General features: G+C 56.8%; 15 protein-coding genes and 3 tRNA genes. 3 read left to right on the forward strand and 15 right to left on the reverse strand.

From position 1 onward, the window contains the following. Position 1: 1 nt before the first annotated feature. From tssJ to dauA, 15 genes are all read right to left on the reverse strand, one after another. A complete protein-coding gene (gene tssJ / locus BN1118_RS11150; protein ID WP_043556107.1) occupies positions 2 to 517 on the reverse strand; it encodes a type VI secretion system lipoprotein TssJ in 516 nt (171 codons plus the stop codon). Then, complete coding sequence (gene tagH / locus BN1118_RS11155; RefSeq protein WP_043556108.1) at positions 517 to 1755, reverse strand: type VI secretion system-associated FHA domain protein TagH; 1239 nt, start codon at positions 1753 to 1755, stop codon at positions 517 to 519. The genes tssJ and tagH overlap by 1 nt, the downstream gene beginning before the upstream one ends. Before the next feature lie 40 nt (positions 1756 to 1795). Beyond that, positions 1796 to 2794: a type VI secretion system baseplate subunit TssG gene (tssG, locus tag BN1118_RS11160; protein ID WP_043556109.1), complete on the reverse strand. Its 999-nt coding sequence runs from the start codon at positions 2792 to 2794 to the stop codon at positions 1796 to 1798. Further along, complete coding sequence (gene tssF, locus BN1118_RS11165) at positions 2758 to 4524, reverse strand: type VI secretion system baseplate subunit TssF (protein WP_043556110.1); 1767 nt, start codon at positions 4522 to 4524, stop codon at positions 2758 to 2760. Before tssF ends, tssG begins: the two co-directional genes overlap by 37 nt. 3 nt (positions 4525 to 4527) lie before the next feature. After that, entirely contained in the window at positions 4528 to 4959 is a 432-nt protein-coding gene (gene tssE / locus BN1118_RS11170) for a type VI secretion system baseplate subunit TssE (protein WP_043141079.1), read from the reverse strand. Between the two features lie 6 nt (positions 4960 to 4965). Next, a complete protein-coding gene (tssC, locus tag BN1118_RS11175) occupies positions 4966 to 6444 on the reverse strand; it encodes a type VI secretion system contractile sheath large subunit (RefSeq protein WP_043141082.1) in 1479 nt (492 codons plus the stop codon). Between the two features lie 38 nt (positions 6445 to 6482). After that, positions 6483 to 6986, reverse strand: a complete 504-nt coding sequence (gene tssB, locus BN1118_RS11180; protein WP_043141085.1) for a type VI secretion system contractile sheath small subunit — start codon at positions 6984 to 6986, stop codon at positions 6483 to 6485. Between the two features lie 686 nt (positions 6987 to 7672). Then, positions 7673 to 9040, reverse strand: a complete 1368-nt coding sequence (locus tag BN1118_RS11185) for an SEL1-like repeat protein (RefSeq protein WP_043556114.1) — start codon at positions 9038 to 9040, stop codon at positions 7673 to 7675. Positions 9041 to 9178: 138 nt separating this feature from the next. After that, positions 9179 to 9724 (reverse strand): DUF6630 family protein, encoded by a 546-nt coding sequence (locus BN1118_RS11190; protein ID WP_043556116.1) that lies wholly within the window; start codon positions 9722 to 9724, stop codon positions 9179 to 9181. A 145-nt stretch (positions 9725 to 9869) separates the two neighbouring features. Continuing rightward, positions 9870 to 10859 (reverse strand): PoNi-like cognate immunity protein, encoded by a 990-nt coding sequence (locus tag BN1118_RS11195; RefSeq protein ID WP_043556117.1) that lies wholly within the window; start codon positions 10857 to 10859, stop codon positions 9870 to 9872. Positions 10860 to 10868: 9 nt separating this feature from the next. Then, on the reverse strand, positions 10869 to 12188 hold the full coding sequence (locus BN1118_RS11200; protein ID WP_043556119.1) for a hypothetical protein: 1320 nt from the start codon (positions 12186 to 12188) through the stop codon (positions 10869 to 10871). A gap of 1 nt (position 12189) precedes the next feature. Beyond that, a complete protein-coding gene (locus BN1118_RS11205; protein ID WP_043556120.1) occupies positions 12190 to 14421 on the reverse strand; it encodes a type VI secretion system Vgr family protein in 2232 nt (743 codons plus the stop codon). 283 nt (positions 14422 to 14704) lie between these two features. Beyond that, positions 14705 to 15223, reverse strand: a complete 519-nt coding sequence (hcp1, locus tag BN1118_RS11210; protein WP_043141097.1) for a type VI secretion system effector Hcp1 — start codon at positions 15221 to 15223, stop codon at positions 14705 to 14707. Positions 15224 to 15954: 731 nt separating this feature from the next. Further along, positions 15955 to 16042: transfer RNA gene (locus tag BN1118_RS11215), tRNA-Ser, on the reverse strand. A gap of 182 nt (positions 16043 to 16224) precedes the next feature. Further along, positions 16225 to 17961 carry a C4-dicarboxylic acid transporter DauA gene (gene dauA / locus BN1118_RS11220; protein WP_043556121.1) on the reverse strand — a complete coding sequence of 579 codons (1737 nt, stop codon included), beginning with the start codon at positions 17959 to 17961 and terminating at the stop codon, positions 16225 to 16227. A 580-nt stretch (positions 17962 to 18541) separates the two neighbouring features. Here dauA and BN1118_RS11225 point away from each other — a divergent pair. From BN1118_RS11225 to BN1118_RS11235, 3 genes are all read left to right on the forward strand, one after another. Next, a tRNA-Asn gene (locus tag BN1118_RS11225) sits at positions 18542 to 18617 on the forward strand. A gap of 2 nt (positions 18618 to 18619) precedes the next feature. Further along, positions 18620 to 18695 (forward strand) — tRNA-Asn (locus BN1118_RS11230). A gap of 149 nt (positions 18696 to 18844) precedes the next feature. Then, positions 18845 to 19330, forward strand: coding sequence for a YqhA family protein (locus tag BN1118_RS11235; RefSeq protein ID WP_043141101.1), 486 nt, complete (start codon positions 18845 to 18847; stop codon positions 19328 to 19330). The last annotated feature ends 69 nt before the right edge of the window (positions 19331 to 19399 follow it).

A 19399-nucleotide genomic window follows, 5' to 3' on the forward strand; every position in this document is an offset into this window, starting at 1 on the left:
GTTATTCTTCTTCTTTTTGCAGTTCCACTTCATCCAGACGCAGATGAACCAGAATTTGATAGGCACGGCCCATGCTCTTGACCTTGATGACCTTGCGCCACTCGGCACTGTCCGGATCGGCGTAACGTGCGATCACCCCGATGTAACGGGTCTTCTCATCGAGCTTGATGGGCGGCAGATACTTGAACTGGCCGGGCAGCAATGTGTAGTCCTGATGATCCAGGTAGTTCTTGCCAAGGGCCTTCTCCACATCCACCGTCACCTGGTCATAGTCGGTGGCAAGCAGCTTGGAGTCTTCGGCCAGCACCACCACCTGAAACTCGATGGGCGCCGCCTCCCCGCTCTCGTTGGGATTGACGTCAGGCTCCGCCAGCAGGCTCAGCCCCAGGGTGGAGGGCTGGTCGCCATTGCTGCCCACCTGGATATCCGGATCCATGGCCACGTCGGCCATCTTGCCCATGGTGGTACACCCGGCCAGGGCCAGCAGACAGGCCCCCAGCATCAGCGCACGTATCATCAAATCAGTCCCTGTTGCTGACGCACGGCCTGGTCATACGCCTGGGCATAGACCTGATGGAACAGCTTGTCGAACCCCTGCTGACGGGCAGAGGTCAACTCGCGGTAGTAGTGCTGGTACATGTTCCAGGCCCACCCTTCGTCGGTCACACCCGGTGCACCGGTACGACGGTAGTGTTCGAACCGCCCGAGCAGCGCCTCTGGCGAAAACGCCTGCAATATGCTGTCAAGGGCCGCGCCTATGGCCTGCTGGTTTGCGACGTGATGAATGCGCACATTGCGTAGACTCTCGGCCACCGCCGCCGGGGCGGTCAGATGCACCGGGCTCTTCTGCTCGGCGAACATCACCGCCAGGGTCTCGTCATAGTCGAGCCCGAGCCGCAGCGGGTTGTCCTCGATGGGGCGCAGGTGCCGATCCGCCAGCGCGGCCTGATCGGTCTGCAACTGCAGCAGCCCTTCCACCATGGCACGCACCGTCTTGCCCATCTCTTCGAGCATGTCGTGGGCCTGCTGGGTATCCTGCAGCTGCAGGGACTGACCCAGGCCGCGCATCAAGGGGGTCAGCGCCACGTGATCCACCCCATCCAGCGGAGGGTGGTAGTCGGGGTGATTCTCTATGGTGGGCATATCCAGAAATTCTTGGTTCATGGTGTTCTCGACGGCAGAAAAAGGGGCGAGGGATACGGCATCCATATCCGGTTGTGAACGCAGAGGTGCCTGCAGGCGGGAGTCCGCCAGCGGGGACGGCGCCGAGCGCTCCTGCTGCAACGCCAGCAAAGGATCGACGGCCAGGGTGTGCGGATCGGCCATGGTCTGAGCACCGTGCTCGTCGCTGGCCAGCCACTCATCGAGCTGCTCTGAGGGGCGGTTGCCCAGCACCTGTTGCAGGCTCTGCTCGGGGGAGATGGCCCCCAGGTAGGCCCGCATCCGGAACGGGCCGACGATCAGTTCGTCACCCTGCTCGAGATGCACCTTGCGGGCCCGCCCTATGGGCGAGGTCGCACCGTTGATGTAGGTCTGGCCACTCAGATCGCACAGGCAAAAGCGACCGTCGTTGAGCTCGACGCGGGCGTGAGCCGGCATGACGGCCCCCAACCTGTCTCTCAGTTGCCAGTCGTCCTGCTCGGAGGCGCCCAGGGTGCCCCCCATCTCGTCGAAGCGGTACTGCACCTGCTGGCTGCCATCGAGCTGCTCGCTGTTGAGCACCACCAGGGAAAGTTGCTGGTTAAAGTCGTCCACATTCACTCCTGCACTGATTCCGACACTGAATTTCCTGCGCTTATTCCTGTACACAGATAGTCACAAACGGGTCACTCGGCGGTTGGCCGAGAAAGGTACTCCAGCCCAGGCGCGCACTCTGCTCCTCTCCCAATCGCAACCCCCGGGCCTGCTCCTGGCCGAAGCCGAGTCGCAGATCCCAAGCCAACTGGTCGCGCAGGATGAAGGAGACAAAGGTCACCAGGGCGTGAAAGTGCTCCCCGTTCGGGAGAAACCCGAGAAACTGGCCAAAACTCAGGTTGTTGATCTTCAATAAAAACTTGCCGGCGCAGTCGTTCACCTTGTCACCGATGACAAAGTCGCTGCCCAAGGTGGCGCAAGCGCCGCCCAGCCGGTTTTGCTGATCCTGCTGGATGGGCACCTTGCGCCACTGCCAGGCACTCACCTCCACATCCGCCAGATCGAAACAGTGCGCCACCAGACCCGCTACCACCTCGGGGGAGCGACTGGGGCTGGCCAGCATGCCCGCATAAGAGAGCATCTTGGCGCGGTTGACCGGCAGGCTCTGGCAGACCGCCTCGTTGCCGAGCCCCACCAGGGCGAACATCAGGCGGGAAAATCCATCCTCGCCGTTGTCCTGAAAACGGACGTGATAGCGATACTTGCGCCAGATCCTGTGCAGCAGCGTCAGCAGACGGTGATGGAAGAAGTCCAGAAACAGACCCAGCTTCGGCTCCCCCTGCGCGTACTCCCACGCCAGCGAGTCCAGGTAATAGCCGGGCATGGGAGACTGGCTGCCATGCAGGCCGAGGAAGGCCACCTCCAGCTCGTGGCGCCCCTTGCCATCTCTACCTATCTGCAACACGTCGCTGGTGGGAAAGCCCAGAGAGGCGGTCGCCTTGAAGCGGATGTTCTCGTCACTCGGCAGATGGTCGAGGCCGCGCTCCTGATCGGCACCGTCCAGCCGGTTGAGCAGCTCAACCAGCTGGAAGAAGTTGAAGCGCGGCGCGTCACTGGCGGACGTCACATCAGGGAGTGCTGACCTATCTGGACTGGCCATTGATAGCGCTCCTTGTTGTCGAGATTGACCACCTCAAGCAGGTGGAAGGCGTTGACGCTGGCGTACAGCGAGAAGAAGTGCGCCAGCACTGTGCTGAACAGGTAGAGCTCCCCTTCGCTGCCAAAGGCGGACTGGCGAATGGAGAGCACCGACTTGAGTCCGCGCACCGGCATACCCCGTACCAGACGGTCGACCGGGGTGGTTTCGATCTCCTCGATCCCCGCCAGCCGCTTGCGTGACGCCTGCTCCGCCTGCTTGTCATGCAGCGCGGGAAAATCGTAGGTGCGCAGCACCTGCACCAGGGCATCCCGCCGCAGCAGGGAGACATAGTTGAGCGACAGGTTGGAAATCAGCGTCCAGTGCAGACTGCCATCCAGTGCCGGACGCAGTGGCCGGGTCGGCCTGATCAGGTTGCGAAAGGTGGCAAACGAGGGAGAGCTGCCGGTCGGCACGCAGATGCTGCCGACCTTGAGACGAGCGGCGCGGGAGCGATTGGTGCAGGTGAGCGTGACCGAGATCGACTCATCCAGATCGACAGTAGTGGTTTCATCACCCCGCACGAACGAAAGGCTGTGCTCGAAACCATCGCCGCTGACCGACTCTCTGACCCGCACCCGGTAATAGAGCGCCAGCCTGTGCTTGGCACGCTCAATCTGGTGCTGAAAACTCTCGAACGGCTGATAGATGCGCGGCGTGCCGCGTGAGCGACCCAGATTGCCCTCGACCCAGCCCTCAACCTGATCCACCGAGAAGATCTCGAAACTGTCGGCATGGCGATAACTCGCCTTGAGGGGATACTCCGCCTGACGGCCATTGAGATTGACCGGCTCGCTGTCGTGCTGGAACAGGTTAATGGCCGGCACGCAGTTGAGCATGAAGGAGTCGGGACGGATCTTGAGCTCCGCCGGCAGGGGCCGGTCGAAGCAGAAATGGATCTTGAACTCGCTCACCGACAACGGCTGTTTGGGCCACTCGCCACCCGAGAGTTCAAAGAAGAGGAAGCTTTCCGGAAAGCAGAAGTACTCCTGCAGGATCCGGTAGCCGGAATAGACGTTGTTCGGGTAAGGCAGGAGCGCATCATCACGCTCGAAGCCAACCGATTTCAGCGCCTTGGCCTCTTGGCGAAAGCGCTTGCCATCGATCTCCAGCTCTATGTGGGAGAGCTGGTTGGAGAGCCAGAAGTAGAGTTCATAGGCGGTATAGCTGTCGCCACCGAGGAAGAAACGCAGCTTGTCCAGCTGCAGTTCGCTCAATGGCAGGGGGGCATGCAGGGCGATATCCAGCGAGATGGTGGAGAGATCGTTACCACTTTGCGCCGAAATATGATGGATATCTGCCGGATAGACCCAAGTATCGTGACAGGTCTGAAAATGACAGGTCACCTCGTCGATGGGCAGGCTGTCGAGCTGGCAACCCTGCCTGACCAGCGCCGGTTGGGCTATGGCCCCCGGAATGACCGAAAACTGCATTATGGTCATGCTGGGTACGGGACGCAGATAGTTGGGCCAGAGCATATTGAGCAGACCATGGGTCAGCTCGGGGAACTCATCCTCGATCTTGGCGCGCAGATTGCCCGTGAGAAACGCAAAGCCTTCCAGCAGACGTTCCACATCCGGGTCGGTATTCTGCTCCGACAAAAAACGGGTGAGTTCGGGATAGGCATCGGCAAATTCGCGCCCTTGCAGGCGCAAAAATGCCAACTCATCCCTGAAGTAATGTTCCAGCGACATTGATCAGACCATGCGGTAGTGACGGTGACTGTCCATATGGACATTGAACGAGGTAACCTGCTCGATATGCTCCAGCCTCACGTGGGCCGTCACCTGAAACGACATCTCAAGCGGACTCGCCTGATGGTCGGGTGAACGCACATCCACATGAATGATCCGAGGTTCATAACGACGGATGCATTGCCGGATCGCCTCACGGATCCGCCCCTTGATGTCCGCACTGCCCTGCGTGGCGTCATTGAGATCGATGACACCCAGCTCGGGAGCACTGCGGCAATTGCCGGGACGGGTATTGAGAACCTGCTCGAGCTGCCGTTTGACAGATGCGATCAATTCCTCAGATTCCGTGCGGGGTGAGGAGCCAAGCCCCTCACCCCGGATACGATCAAACAGACTGGCCGCATTTCCTCTATCCCAGGAAGAGAGATACGGCATCGGGCATTATTCCTTGTCCAGTCGACCTACCAGAGACAGCTCGAAGCTGGCCCCCATGTACTTGAAGTGCGGACGCACGGCCATGGCAACCTGGTACCAACCCGGCTCACCTTCCACGTCCAGCACCTTGATCTGGGCGGCACGCAGCGGGCGACGGCTACGCACCTCTGCCGGCGGGTTCTCCTGATCGGCAACGAACTGCTTGATCCAGCTGTTCAGTTCACGCTCCAGATCCTGCCGCTCCTTCCAGGAGCCGATCTGCTCGCGCTGCAGCACCTTGATGTAGTGTGCCAGGCGATTGATGATGAACATGTAGGGCAGCTGGGTGCCCAGCTTGTAGTTGGTTTCCGCTTCCCGGCCTTCCTTGGTGTTCGGGAACACCTTGGGTTTTTGCACCGAGTTGGCAGAGAAGAAGGCGGCGTTGTCGCTGTCTTTGCGCATGGTCAGGGTGATAAAACCCTCTTCTGACAGCTCATATTCACGACGGTCGGTGATGAGCACCTCGGTCGGGATCTTCGCCTGCAGTTGCCCCATGGCTTCATACACATGCACCGGCAGATCGTGGATGGCACCACCGCTCTGCGGACCTATGATGTTCGGGCACCAGCGATACTTGGCGAAGCTGTCGGTCAGGGAGGTACCCATCAGATAGGCGGTGTTGCCCCACAGGTAGTGGTCGTGATCCGAGCTGATGTCTTCCTGATAGTTGAAACCCTTGATGGGATTTTCGGTCGGGTCGTACGGCAGACGGGCCAGGAAACGCGGCGCGGTCAGCCCCAGATAGCGGGCATCCTCCGACTCGCGCAGTGCGCGCCACTTGGTATAGGACGGACCTTCGAAAACCGATTTGAGATCCTTGATGGAGGAGAGATCGGTGAAGTTGTCGACGCCGAAGAAGGCGGGTGCAACCGAGGAGATGAAGGGGGCATGAGCCATGGCGCCAACGGCACTGACGTACTGCATCAGCTTGATGTCGGGTGAGCTGTGGGTGAAGGCGTAATCACCTATCACGGCACCGACGGGCTGACCGCCAAACTGGCCATAACCGCTGGAATAAACATGCTTGTAGAGACCAGACTGGGTGATTTCAGGAGAAAACTCGAAATCCTCCAGCAACTCTTCCTTGGTCGCATGCAGTACCTGGATCTTGATGTTTTCACGAAAATCTGTGCGATCCACCAGCAACTTGAGTGAACGCCAGGAAGACTCCATCTCCTGCAGTGCATTGGCATGCAGGATCACGTCCATCTGCTTGCTCAGCTTCTTGTCGAGCTCGACAATCATGCTGTCTACCAGCGCCTTGTTGACCGGATCGCTTGTGGTACCGTTATCAAGGATATTGGCGATCAAGGCGGCAACGCCTTGCTTGGCGACACTGTAGCCTTCATCGACCGGGGTGATGCGAGCCTGCGCCATGATTTCGTCCAGCAAGGACGAGGGGGCGGTACTCGCCCCCGCTTGAACCTGTTCTTCGACCAAAGACATGTTTTATTCCTTTCTCGTCAATCAATCCAACCAGCCGATCACTCGGCAGGTTTAATCAAATCCAGCTCCTTGAGCAGTTGCTCACGAGCCTCATCACTGGACAGCAGATCCTGCAAACGATTGCGGAAGGAGGGAATATTTCCCAGTGGTCCCTTCAGGGCAACCAGCGCCTCGCGCAGCTCCAGCAGCTTGCGCAGCTCGGGTACCTGCTGGGCCACTCGATCAGGAGTGAAGTCTTCCAGAGACTGGATCTTGATCGAAACCGGCATCTCCTCCTGGCTGTTCTCTTCCAGGCGATTGGGAACGGAAAAATTCAGTTCCAGTGCGGATTCTTTCATGACGGAAGAAAAATTATTCTTGTCGATGGAGACGGTCTGACGCTCCTCGATAGGCGTTTCTTCGGCACGTCCCTTCATATTGCCTACCACCATCATGGTCAGCGGAAGTTCAACTTCTCCCTGCTGCCCACCGGTTGCAGGCACATATTTGATATTGATACGTTCTTTGGGCGCAACAGTGGCGCCATCGATACTTTTTCCCATGCTCTAAATACCAAGTTATGGATCAGCTCAGACCCAAAAGCTTATAGCCGATGGCTTAACCAACAACTGTCAAAAATGACAGTTGACGATATCGCTGGATAGCGAAAGGAAAAACCATTGGCCGATTGATATGTTTTTGATACATAAAGAGCAGATACTCTAATAATCAAAAACACAATATGCATCTTGTTATTCATACAACCCACTCATGCCTCTTCTCTTTGTTAGAGGTCATATTGGCTTAAGAGCCACTTGCGACAAATGGTATATTTATATATTTGCCCACGTCAACAACACATTAAATGAACTCGACTAAAAATCAATAAAAAACCAACAAAAACAATGGGTTATAAAAACAACAAAGAATAAAGCAAAAACAACCAATATATATGCATCATATGTGGAAGGAAAAATGACATAAGATTCAATGAGTGAGCTAAAAAACTAAATCAGTTTACTCGCACCAGCCTACGACAAGTGTTGGCGCAACAAGACAGGTGCGCTGCCGGCGTCAATAACTGGCGCACAGAGTAAAACTCTCTGACATTGATAATAAATAACCATGATGGATATACTTCATATCCACGAAAAAAAACAAAAAAGTTAATAATCAAAAAACTCTTTTGATAAATTCAAGTTCATGAATCATGGGGCAATCATTTAATGATATAAATCAACATGATGGTCTACCCTATTGGCGCCAGCTTCCGCTGCTGAGAAAACCAGTGCTGCGCCAGCTTCTGACCGGCACTCTTTTCCTTCTCCGTCATGCCTTTTTCCAGCTCATCACGTGCCTTGGTTGCATCATGATTGCCATCCGTAGCCGCGAGCAGATACCACGCATAAGCATGCAGTCGATTGCGAGGTGCCCCCAATCCCTGCTCACGCATCATCCCCATGCGATACTGGGCAGATCTATGATGCGCGTTGGCAGCCAATCGATACTGTTTGAGGGCTTGCGCATAATCCTCTTTGCCGCCCAGCCCCAACCGCAGCATCTCACCATAGGCATAGTAGGCATCGACATTGCCCTGCGCTGCCGCCTGCGAAAAACGCTGGCGAGCGGCGGCGAGATCCCCGCGCTCTTGCAGCCATTGCGCCAATGCAAGCTGAGCCTGGCTAAAACCACCCTCTGCGGCACGCGTCAACCAATGCTCTCGCGCCGCAGCATCGCTCTGTTGCAGGCTCAACTGATATTCGGCTTCATGAGAACCATTGCCAGCAGCCAGCTCCAGCCAATAGCGACCCAAGGCAAGATCCTGAACAACCTTTTCTCCTGCCAGATAAGCCTGCCCCAGCCACAGTTGAGCTGGCGCAGACCCTGCATTGGCAGCCCGCTGATAGAAACTGAACGCCTCCTCAGGTGCGGCCTTGCGTGCCAGGATCAGCAAGGCATCCGGTTGCTGCTGGGCAGCTGCCTTCTCAAACCAGCGCAGCGCCACATCGCTGCGTTTGCTTACCCCCTGTCCCTGCTCGTAGCGCAATCCCAACTGATATTGCGCGTCGCGATTGCCTTGCTCGGCGGCTTTCTCCAACCATTTGACGGCATCCACATCGGCTCCAGGCTGCTTGGCATACCATTGCCCCAGGATCAGTTGCGCTTCGGCATGATCCCGTTTGGCTGCCTGCTCGAACCAGTCGAGGCACTCGCTTACCAGCTTGCCTTTGTGCTGCTGCTGACAATTCCTCCCCAGCTGATAACTGGCTTCACGGTTGCCCAGCTTGGCCGAGCGCTGCCACCAGTTCTCGGCCAATTGAGGATTCTTTGGCTCGCCCAGGCCCACCCGATACCAGCTTCCTACCTGCAGAGCCGCTTTTCCCCGAATGTCGGCATCCGCTGCCAAGGGCCCTGTTTGATCCGCAGCCTGCTTCATCCAGTGCATCGCCTCGGGATAATCGGGCTTGGCGGCCAGGCGATTGGCCAGTTCATATTGCGCCTTACCCTGTCCCTGGTGGGCGGCTTGAGTCAGTTCGGATTCGGTCTGTGACGTCGTTGTGGTACAAGCGGCAAGCCAATGGCCCGCCAATACCAACCATAATGTGCGGTATGTCATTGTTTGTATCTGCGAATAATGAAGATGGTAGGGTGGCTGTGTACATAATTCTTTCTTACAACCAGATAGACTTTCTATTGCTCATCAACTTTCTTTAAACATGTCTTATTATGGTAATTTCCATGCTGCCTAAGAATATTATTGCTCGCTCACATGGTCCAGCTTGATCAGGTTCAGATCCAGCTTGCGTCCCTCATTTAACAGTTTATCGAGAATATCGGTTCGACAAATAAATCCTGTATATTGATCTGCATCTATATCCCAAAGCACAACTTCATATCCTCGCGCTTGCAGCCACAAGTCATAAAGCACCAACATGCTCCAAACCGATGCATCCTCACCCGGCTCGGAGCAAATGAACTGCTCCTTCAAGCCGTGAATATCCGCCAATGCGTTGCCCTGTAACTCAACTTCCTCGACGTCTCGCCAGTCAATATTGAGACACACCCAATGTTCATTAGAGTTGAATTCAACAAGTGCTGACACAATGCCGCCCTGTAGCTCATCGGCATGGGTATTCATCAGCGCGTTCAATCTGCCGGCTCTGATCTCTTCAGGCAGAGGGGATAGTAAAATTGATAGAAGCCATTTCTTTCTTCGTCTTTCGACATAAACCATGGGCATCAACAGGGGCGACAAGATGATGACAGAGAGGATCATAAATATTTGTTTAATCACCTTCACTTATCTTCCTCGGTTTTTTATACAAAGTTAATGGTGCCAGGCAATTCGTGTCTGGCATGAATGAGCCTGCGCAATAGCATCACAGCATCACTCCGCATCGCGATATATCGATCATGCAGGCTATGCATGATCGATACACTGCGGACTACTCCTGTATCCAGAACAACATGTCATCCTTGTTGACATGGGTTTGGGAAGGCAATCGCTGCCCTTTGCGCAGTTGCCACTGCTCATCGGTCAGGTTGCAGCGCCAGTTACCATCCTGCTCCACCACTGAGCCCGGCATGGCAATGGGATGTTGAGCCACTCGCAGTGCCTGCCATTTCTCTGCAACACCATTGGCTCTGGCATAATCGACCAGGTCCTTGGGGTAATAACGCATGTCTCGATAGCTGCTGTCGTCCAGCTCATAAAGCAGGGTAACGAGCGCCGCTTCAAAAGCCCAATAGCCAAAGTAGATGGCATGCTTTGCCTTGTGCCTGTCGTGCCAATAGCACTCTTTACACCCCTTGTACCACCCCTTGAGATATTGCTTGATGCTCGCCTGACGCTCAACCTTGGTGGGATTCACACCATCTCCCTTTATGGCATCAAATAGCGGGCGATACACCTCTGGAATATAGGATTCTGGACCTCGAGGGAAGCCAGGATAGCCCAAGCGGGCCAACAGTACGCTCCACAGCCGGTCGTCGTCCCCTTCCGGATTCTTACTGATATAACGCACCAACTCGGGCAACATCTCATCCTGGCCATAGAGGATGCTTAATGAGAACATCCAGAGCAGATATTGATAGGCATCTTGCTCCCAGTAATAAAACTGTTCATCTGGAAACTCTTTTTTATGGCGTAAAAACTCTTTAGTGACGACGCCTAGCTGAGCAATAACCTCTTCATGAGAGACCCCGCCAGAATAAAGCAAGATCAGATGTTCAAGATTATCCATAAACATGCCAGCACTGGCACCAGAGCGAGTAGGCAATCCTGCTGGGTCACTCCAGCGTTCATGGTGAGGATCATTTATCCAGCTCCACCACTCCTGGTCAAAATAGAGCGATTCTTTGTAGTCTTCTAGCTGAACCAAGAAGAAATTCTCAGATAATAGTGGATCTCGACGCTGCTCAATAAACGAACTCATTCTCTACTCCTACTTGACCGGGATAGTACCGATAGCATCGGCATTCTTATTCAACTTGGTGATCTGAATCACCTCACCAGACTCATCGACGATCATCAACCAAGATTCATATTTTTGTTTTCTGATATCCGCCAATAGCTTTTTATCTGCTATTTCATCCGGTAATCGCCTTTCTATCCACAAATTGCTCATCTGCTTGCCCGACCCCTTGGTCATCGACAACAACTGGGTGCTCTTGGTGCCATCCTCGTCGATATACTCCCCCCCTGCCGTCCGAAACTTGGTCTCGGTCACCACGTAGGGAGGCGGAGGATTGGTGTTCTTGTAGATACCATCGATGCCCCGCCCTCTGGGCTTGTCATTCAGGCTACGTACCCGGCGATGTTCTGGCAACAGGTTCTCGAACTTGTGATTTGCCATCCAGTTGTCGCTGATGATCTCGCCATAAATCCCTTTCTTGGAGCGGCTCAGGATCTTGAGATCCACTTTGACGACATCATCCGGCAGCGGGTGGATAACGGTGCCACCGGGCACGGCCTTGTAACCAGGAGAATGCTTGACCGCCTCTTTCTCCAATCCCGCGGCAATCTCATCGAGGGATTTGAGCACGGGCCCCATGGCAGCAGGCAACATCTGACCTGCCTGTGACTGCATCTGCAGCACCAGGCGCTGGGATTGTTCCAGCCAGATCCTGACCGATGCTGGTGCCAATCCTTTTACCTTGCCGATCAAACTGGTCAGCGATCTGACGGCATCGTTCAGATAGCCCAGCAGCACGCTGACGGCGATCTGCCCTCTCAACCCCCTGATCTGACCGGCAAATCCTTTCAGCACCTTGTCGAGGCGCGAGATACCCAGCACTTTCTTGACCTTGGGGTCACTGAGAAACGTCAACACGGGGGCCATGGCAGGTCTGATCGCCTTGGTGGCATCACCGCCCGCCTTACGGACAAACAGGAAGATGATTTTCAACACCCCCTTGAGCGCAGAACCCAGCGACGGGATCAGACCTATCAGGGTAAAGCTGAGGAAAACCCATTTCTCCGGCTGCTTGGGATCACGGGAAATATCCCGGGCATTGGCAATAAGGTCGCGACAATCCAACACCTGATCGACCACGGGAATAAGACCCAACACCGCATTGGCGGCGATTTGTCCCGCACTTTGGTTGGAATTGAAATCCCCCTGGAGGGCCTCCCAAATCCACTGCAGGCTGGAAGCAACCCCCTTCTTTACCGCCTCTGCACTTTGTTTGACATAGGCAGCGCCGCCGGACACAGCCTTATCCAGGTGGTTATAGAGCTGCTCAAACAGATCGTTACCGAACATATCAGCCCTCGTCACTCAGATTGTCGAGATGGCCGGTGAGGGCCGAGATGGGCTCACGGGGCAAATCGACAAAGTTGTCCTGCACGTCATAGCTCACAGAAGCAGTACCAGCGGGCACCTCCTCAAGCAGCGCCATACCTTCACCATCCAGAGTGCCCTCCCTCACAGAGCCATCGCTCAACACCGCTTTATAGGGGGTACCTGCCAAGGGCATCAGTTCGGAGTCGAGGTGATAGAACTTCATCCAGTGTTTATTTGGGGCATCCAACATTTCCTCTAAACTCTTGGGGATCTGGCCCGCCCAGCCGGAGCCGGAGCCTGGACTGCCGCCCGAGTTCATCTTGATGGTGGGACCGACCAGAGTGACGCCACCGCCATCGACCTTGATGAAACAGCCACCGACCTTGACGGTAATTTCAGAACCCGCCTCCAGCACCACCTTGGCGCCGGCCTTGACGTGCACCTCCTGCCCCGCCTGAGTGAGCCAGCTCTGACCGAGTTTTTGATGCATGGACGCATCCACAGTCAGCGAGTAGTCAGCCTTGATATGATCCCGCTTCTCCCCTTCAACGGTCAGATGGTCGTTGCCTAGACTGGGCTGTGCCCCCTCCTCACCCGGCACCTTTCTGACGCGAGTGACCCGCTCATTGTCGATGTCGGTGTGCTGGTCATGCTTGATATGCCAGGCCGCGTCGTGTTCGATGAGTACGTTCAGGTCTTTCTGGCCGTGGATGTAAATCTCTTCCTTGCCCGCCTGGTCTTCAAAGCGCAGCTCGTTGAACCCTTCCCCCTGATGGGTCTCGGTGCGCAGCACGGTGCGGGTCTTGTTGGCTGGCAACTCGTAAGGCGGTCGGTTGGTGGCGTGGAAGGTGCGACCGGTCACGATGGGCTGGTCGGGGTCCCCTTCGAGGAAAGAGACGATAACTTCATGGCCGATGCGCGGAATGGCCATCATGCCGTATTGGCCGCCTGCCCAGCCCTGACTGACTCGTACCCAGCAGGAGCTCTGGTCGTTACTCGAGCCGTATCTATCCCACGGGAACTGCAGCTTCACCCGGCCGTGCTCGTCGCAGTAAATCTCCTCCCCCTCGGGGCCGACCACCACGGCGATTTGCGGACCGTCCACCATCGGCTTGTAAGGCGCCTGTGGGCTGCCGATGCGCGCCCGCCAGCTGGTGCTGGCTTTGACCACCGCAAATTCGTTGTGGTAGACGGTCGGGCCGCTGCCGCCTTCTTCCTCCAGCGCCTGCGGCTGCAAGCCGGTGTGGCTGATGCGCACGATTTGCCAGTCGGTGTTCAGGCTGCCATTCGGGTGCTCGGTCAGCGAGAAAAACTGGCCCGGCAGCAGGGCCGCGCAGTTGGATTTGCCACTGCCGGCCACGGCATCATTGCGCAGCGCATCGAGTCTGTGCTGGGCAAACGCCTTGCCACTGCCGTCCTGCTTGTAGCGGCCCGGGTAGTCGAAGTGCTGATAAGTATCGCGTTGATGCTCCAGCTCGCTTCCCTGCTTCTTGTGGGAGAGACCGTAGGCCGGGGTCTTGAAGCTGTAGTCTTTGAGCTCCACATCGCTGGGGCGCACCGCCTCGCGGTAGTGGAACTGGCGCACATAGGCTCCCTGCTCCAGCGAACGGTTGCCGAGGTTGAAGAATAGCGCGGGGCCGGCAGTCAAGGCCGCCGCATCGTCGGCAAACACGACGCGGTGTTTGCCGGCGTCGAATTCATGGAAGTAGAAGAGCCCCTCTTCGGCGGCGAGCCGGTTGACGAAATCAAGGTCGGTTTCGCGATACTGAACGCAGTATTCCCGCTGGGCATGCTCGTTCTTCAGGGCGAAGGCGTAATCTGTGATGCCGTGCTCTTGCAACAGAACGGAGAGGATTTCGTCAGGCTTTTGCGCCTGAAAGATGCGCGAATTCTGGCGAAGCGAGAGCCGCCACAGCGCCGGCTGCACCCGCAGCTGGTAGCGGGTACGGCGAAAGCCGCTGTCACCCTGCGCGAAATCGCTCACGACCCCGCACACCCGTCGCTGCAGCTCGCCGTTGTACCACACCAAGAGCTCGCACGGCTGGTCCAGCACGGCGCCGAAGTCGACGTCGGGCTCTGGGCTCGCCAATTCCAAGCGCAGCTGGAACGGCCCGTTCAGCGCCTCTTCCAGCGCAAACTCGGCCACCACGAAGGTGCTCTCGGGCAGCGCCCCCACCTTGACGGTAAATTGTAATCCTGTGCTGTCTGCCATCGGTGAGCGCCCCTGAGATATCATGCGGCCCCGCACATTTGGGAGCCATTCAAACCGAGTGAGAGATCCGCCATCGCCCCGGCGTTACTGACACCATGGCTACCGCACGCCCTTGACGGCGTGCGGCAAGACGTGAACTCGTCTTTTTTCTTGTGTCCGCTTTGCAGAGCAAACAGACACAAGAAAAAATCACTGGGATGGAAAAGTGGATAGCAGGCGGGAGATGCCCGTCAAACACGCAGATGGCAAAAGGGCACCGCAAGCAGTGCCCTTGTGTATACGGTTACGCTTCGATCGGAGCGCGCCAGTCGTCCGCACCCGAGGTGCCGGCCACTGTGTGCTCCCAGTCAATCTTGCGGTAGGCCAGGGAGACCTGGATCAGCTGGGTGAAGTCAGACTTAGCCGGATCCTGGCAGTGGGGCATCTGGCAGTCGATGTCGACTATGGTGGCATCGGTCAGCACAGTGCTGAAGAAGTGCTCCTGCTTGCCTTCGACCGAGGTGCGATACCACTTCAGGGTCACTTTCGGCAGCATCTCGCCGGAGGCCAGGGAGTTGTACATCAGCGGCACGGACTTGTTCAGGGCGACGGTGAACTTGAATGGCTTGTGGACGCGCTGGCCGGCAGGCTGACCGGATTGCGGATCGGTCGGCACTGTGACGACGTGTTGGAACTCTTGCACCAGCATCTCGTCTTCGTGGCCTTGCACGAAGATGTTGCCGACGGAGTCGGAGGTGAAGGCACCGGCGGTGATGTTGCCCTGGGTCTTACCTTCGATGCTGATATAACATGGAGTTGGCATGGGTATGCTCCTGATAGATTGGTGAAATGAGATAGCACTCGACCAAACCCTTAGCAGTGACCATGCCAAACATTTTTTAACTTATAAAACATATAGTTAAAGACAATCCACACGCCATTCTCACCGACGAAGCGCAATTAGTTGCGCGATTGGAATATATCCCTGCCAAATATTGCACCCTTGGCACTTATAGCTAAATAGGGCGCAACTTGTTGCTCATGACAGAACTTACACCTGCCATAGAGCACACTCATCCATCACAGTGTCGCAAATGAATTGAAGGATGAAGCAAGATGGGCGCCCCCGAAGACCGCCGTCTAGGTTCAGGTGGGAGGAGAGATGAGTGGGGAGAAAAGCAATGGATGCCATGTCAAAGCAAACACCCCGAGCACTCGGATTGCTCGGGGTGTTGCCATGCATGAGATGACAAGGCGCTTTGCCACTGGGTGGTGCCCTGCCAGATGAAGGACATTGCGCCTGACGAAAGATTCTGGGTGCAATGCAGCCCGCGAGGAAACGCTGGCCTGACAACAAAAAAACCGGCCATAGGGTCGGTTTTGGTGGCATTCGGCCGGGATGCGCTCACCGTCAGCAGGCTCTCGCCCAAGGGGCTCTCTTGGCGGCCCGGCATGGCTGGGCCTATCTGCTGGTGCGACCCCGGATACGGGTCGCACCAGCAAGTACCGAACAAACAAAAGGGCCTGTCTTTCGACAGGCCCTTTTGTTTTATTTGGCGGTGAGGGAGGGATTCGAACCCTCGATACGTTGCCGTATACACACTTTCCAGGCGTGCTCCTTCAGCCACTCGGACACCTCACCAAATTTTTTCTCGCATTTTCAGGTGCCTGAGTTGCACCATCGCTTGCGGGCCATGCCGCGGCGACGGGGCGTAATGTAAGGGATGCGGTGTCCTGGGGTCAACGCAATTTTGCGGTTTTCAGTCTGTTTGTTCAAGAACCGAGCCAACTGCGCAAAATCTTGTCACCCCAGCCCTCCTTTGATCAGGTTGCCGGCTGTTCGTGGCTGTGTTCGCCTTTCAATGCCTCTTCCAGCGAGCCATAAAACTCCAGCTGACCGGGTACGGGACGCACCTTGGCCCGCGCCAGGGTCTTCAGCGGCTGAAACTGCAATTCGGCGACCCGCAGTTGCACCCCGGCCTTGGCCATCTGCTTCTCAAACTGCAGGAAGGCGGAGAGGCCCCCCGCATCCAGAATGGAAACGGCCTCCATCTGCAATACCAGCAGCTTGTGTCCCTTGACCTGGGCGACCAGCTCGCCAAAGACCCGCTCGGCGGCAGCGAAGAACAAGGGACCGTTGATCTTGTAGAGCAAGGCGTCTGCCGGCACTTCGTGGGCATAGCGCTTGTGATCCGCCAGATCGTGCAGCTTGGTCATCTTGGCGATTTCACGCATGAACAGGAGTGACGCCAGGATCACCCCGAAGGTGATGGCAATCACCATGTCGAAGATGACGGTGAGCGAGAGGCAGACCACCAACACCAGCACATCGGACTTGGGCGCACGACGCACCAGCTCCACCACCTTGTGCGCCTCGCTCATGTTCCAGGCGACGATCAGCAGCAGCGCGGCCATGGCCGAGAGCGGCAACCAGGAGAGCCAGGGCGCCAGCACCAGAATGGCCGCCAGCACCACCAGGGCATGGATGATGCCGGAGACAGGCGACGTCGCCCCAGCCCGCACGTTGGCAGCGGAACGGGCAATCGCGGCAGTTGCCGTGATGCCGCCGAAGAAGGGCGCCAGTATGTTGCCCAGCCCCTGCCCCACCAGCTCAGCGTTGGAGCTGTGCTTGCGCCCCGTCATGCCATCGAGCACCACGGCGCAGAGCAAGGATTCGATGGCTCCCAGCATGGCCATGGAGAAGGCTGCCGGCAGCAACCGCTGAATGGCCGCCAGGTTCCACTCAACCGGAGCCCCATCCGGTCCGGGCAGGGCCCATGGCATCACCAGAGTCGGGGCTATGGGCGGGATCCCCATGCCCTGAGTACCATCGGCAAGGGTATAACTGAACTTGCTGCCAATGGTGGCCACATCGACCCCGAAATAGTGCAGACCGAACCCCAGCCCCACCCCCACCAGCACGGCGGGCAGGTGACCTGGAACCGGCAACCGCAGTCGTGGCCAGAGCAGCAGCACGACCAGGGTCGCAACCCCGACCAGCGTATCACCCCATTGCCAGCTTGGCAGGGCTGACGCCAGCGCCTCGACCTTGCCTATGTAGGTTTCCGGCATCTCGGGCACGTGCAGACCGAAGAAGTCCTTGATCTGCAAAGTGGCGATCACGATGGCGATACCACCGGTAAAGCCCAGGGTCACAGAGGGCGGAATGTACTCGATAAGGCGTCCAAGCCGGGCCATGCCCATGGCCACCAGAAAGAAGCCCGAGATCAGGGTCGCCATCAAGAGGCCGCCCACGCCAAATTGCTGGGCCACCGGATATAGGATCACCACGAAGGCCGCGGTCGGCCCCGAGATGGAGAAGCGGGAGCCACCGGTCACGGCGATGACGATGCCGGCTATGATGGCGGTGTAGAGACCGTGTTGTGGCGGCACGCCACTGGCAATGGCCAGCGCCATGGCCAGCGGAATGGCGATGATGCCGACCGTGATGCCGGCGATCAGATCGCGGCCAAAGCGGGGAAGGCTGTAGGGTTCATCAATACAGGATTGGCGTAAAGCAATGGCCAGCTTCACGCTTTGCAAAGGAGCTTGGTTGTGCATGTATATCGTAATACCAGAAGAGGGAGACAAAGGCCGGATTGAACCGGCGCCCGATCATCATCAAGGGCCGGCAGAGCTGTCGACACGGCGATGGTATCCTGAGCAACCATACCCCAGCCGATGAAATATTTCGATGGGCGGGATCAATGAATGGCCGTTACCACGCAAAATTGCCGTTTATTGTCCACATATCGCCGCCTTTTCTCACCATTACGCCGAACTTTCACTTCGCCTGCTAACTAAATTCTGACGCATCCACATCGCTCACCTTATCCGCCGCGCCTCTCCCTGAGTCAGGGCTCCAGTTCTCCGGCGCGCCACGCCACTGTCACCCGCCGTTCAGCACGCCAGCCGTGTGACTCGCCATCGAAGGCGGCCAGCTCCCAGCCAGCCGTTAATGTGCCAAAACGAAAAAGTGGCAGGCAAAGGGCCGTCTCAAGCTGCTGATTGTGCTGAAAATAGTCCACAACGACCAAGTTTTGGGCAAACGGGCCGAAATTCCATTTTTTGCATCGGGTCGCGGGTTGACACCCGGCCGACAGGCTATTAATATCCGCACCGTCTCAACGAGACAGGCAATTCCTCCTTAGTTCAGTCGGTAGAACGGCGGACTGTTAATCCGTATGTCACTGGTTCAAGTCCAGTAGGAGGAGCCAATTCCCTCGTAGTTCAGTCGGTAGAACGGCGGACTGTTAATCCGTATGTCACAGGTTCAAGTCCTGTCGAGGGAGCCATCTTCTAAAGCCCAGCCTTTTGGCTGGGCTTTTTGCATTCTGCCGTTCGGCTCGCGCTGCCCGCCATCACGGGTTGTGAGCGACGGGGATCCCCCTGACCACCATTTCGCGCCATAATCAGCGCAACCTCACCTTCTTCAGGAGTTTTCATGCGCCGTTTCAACTTCATGCTCAATGGCAGCCGGTTGATGATGTTCCCCTTTTATGTGTCCATTCTGGTCTGCGTGGCCCTGTTGATGGTGAAGTTCGCCATGCAGCTTTATGCCCTGTGTATCGATATCGTGGACATTCACTACATGGACCTCATCACTGGGGTGCTGACCCTGGTGGACTTCATACTGGTAGCCCAGATGCTGATCCTGGTGGCCATCTGCGGTTATGTGCAGTTCATCCAGACCCAGGAGCAGCGCGAGGCGCTCGGCAACAACTGGCTCAGCAAGATCAACTTCGCCTCCTTGAAGCTCATCGTCATCAACTCCCTGGTCACCATCGCCGGGATCGAGGTGCTCAAGGCCTTTCTCGATGACGGAGTCGGCAACGAGGTGGAGATGAAGTGGTCTGTGATAGTGTTTCTCGCCTTCTCCACCGCGGCGCTCATCTACGCCATCACGGAACGGCTGGCGGATCACAAATGACCCTACCCTGTTTTCATTCAGGATTTATTCATCAAGAGCGGAATTGATAACTCTTTTCATTACCTTTAC

The sequence above is a fragment of the Aeromonas bestiarum genome (assembly GCF_000819745.1).
In the GTDB taxonomy this organism is placed as follows: domain Bacteria; phylum Pseudomonadota; class Gammaproteobacteria; order Enterobacterales; family Aeromonadaceae; genus Aeromonas; species Aeromonas bestiarum.

Coding starts and splice junctions, on each gene's coding strand:
- BN1118_RS11195 (WP_043556117.1), bottom strand. CDS start 10,859: ATGAGTTCGTTTATTGAGCAGCGTCGAGATCCACTATTATCTGAGAAT.
- dauA (WP_043556121.1), bottom strand. CDS start 17,961: ATGCACAACCAAGCTCCTTTGCAAAGCGTGAAGCTGGCCATTGCTTTA.
- tssC (WP_043141082.1), bottom strand. CDS start 6,444: ATGTCTTTGGTCGAAGAACAGGTTCAAGCGGGGGCGAGTACCGCCCCC.
- tssF (WP_043556110.1), bottom strand. CDS start 4,524: ATGTCGCTGGAACATTACTTCAGGGATGAGTTGGCATTTTTGCGCCTG.
- BN1118_RS11205 (WP_043556120.1), bottom strand. CDS start 14,421: ATGGCAGACAGCACAGGATTACAATTTACCGTCAAGGTGGGGGCGCTG.
- BN1118_RS11185 (WP_043556114.1), bottom strand. CDS start 9,040: ATGACATACCGCACATTATGGTTGGTATTGGCGGGCCATTGGCTTGCC.
- tssG (WP_043556109.1), bottom strand. CDS start 2,794: ATGGCCAGTCCAGATAGGTCAGCACTCCCTGATGTGACGTCCGCCAGT.
- tssB (WP_043141085.1), bottom strand. CDS start 6,986: ATGGGAAAAAGTATCGATGGCGCCACTGTTGCGCCCAAAGAACGTATC.
- hcp1 (WP_043141097.1), bottom strand. CDS start 15,223: ATGCCAACTCCATGTTATATCAGCATCGAAGGTAAGACCCAGGGCAAC.
- BN1118_RS11235 (WP_043141101.1), top strand. CDS start 18,845: ATGCGCCGTTTCAACTTCATGCTCAATGGCAGCCGGTTGATGATGTTC.
- BN1118_RS11200 (WP_043556119.1), bottom strand. CDS start 12,188: ATGTTCGGTAACGATCTGTTTGAGCAGCTCTATAACCACCTGGATAAG.
- tssJ (WP_043556107.1), bottom strand. CDS start 517: ATGATACGTGCGCTGATGCTGGGGGCCTGTCTGCTGGCCCTGGCCGGG.
- tssE (WP_043141079.1), bottom strand. CDS start 4,959: ATGCCGTATCTCTCTTCCTGGGATAGAGGAAATGCGGCCAGTCTGTTT.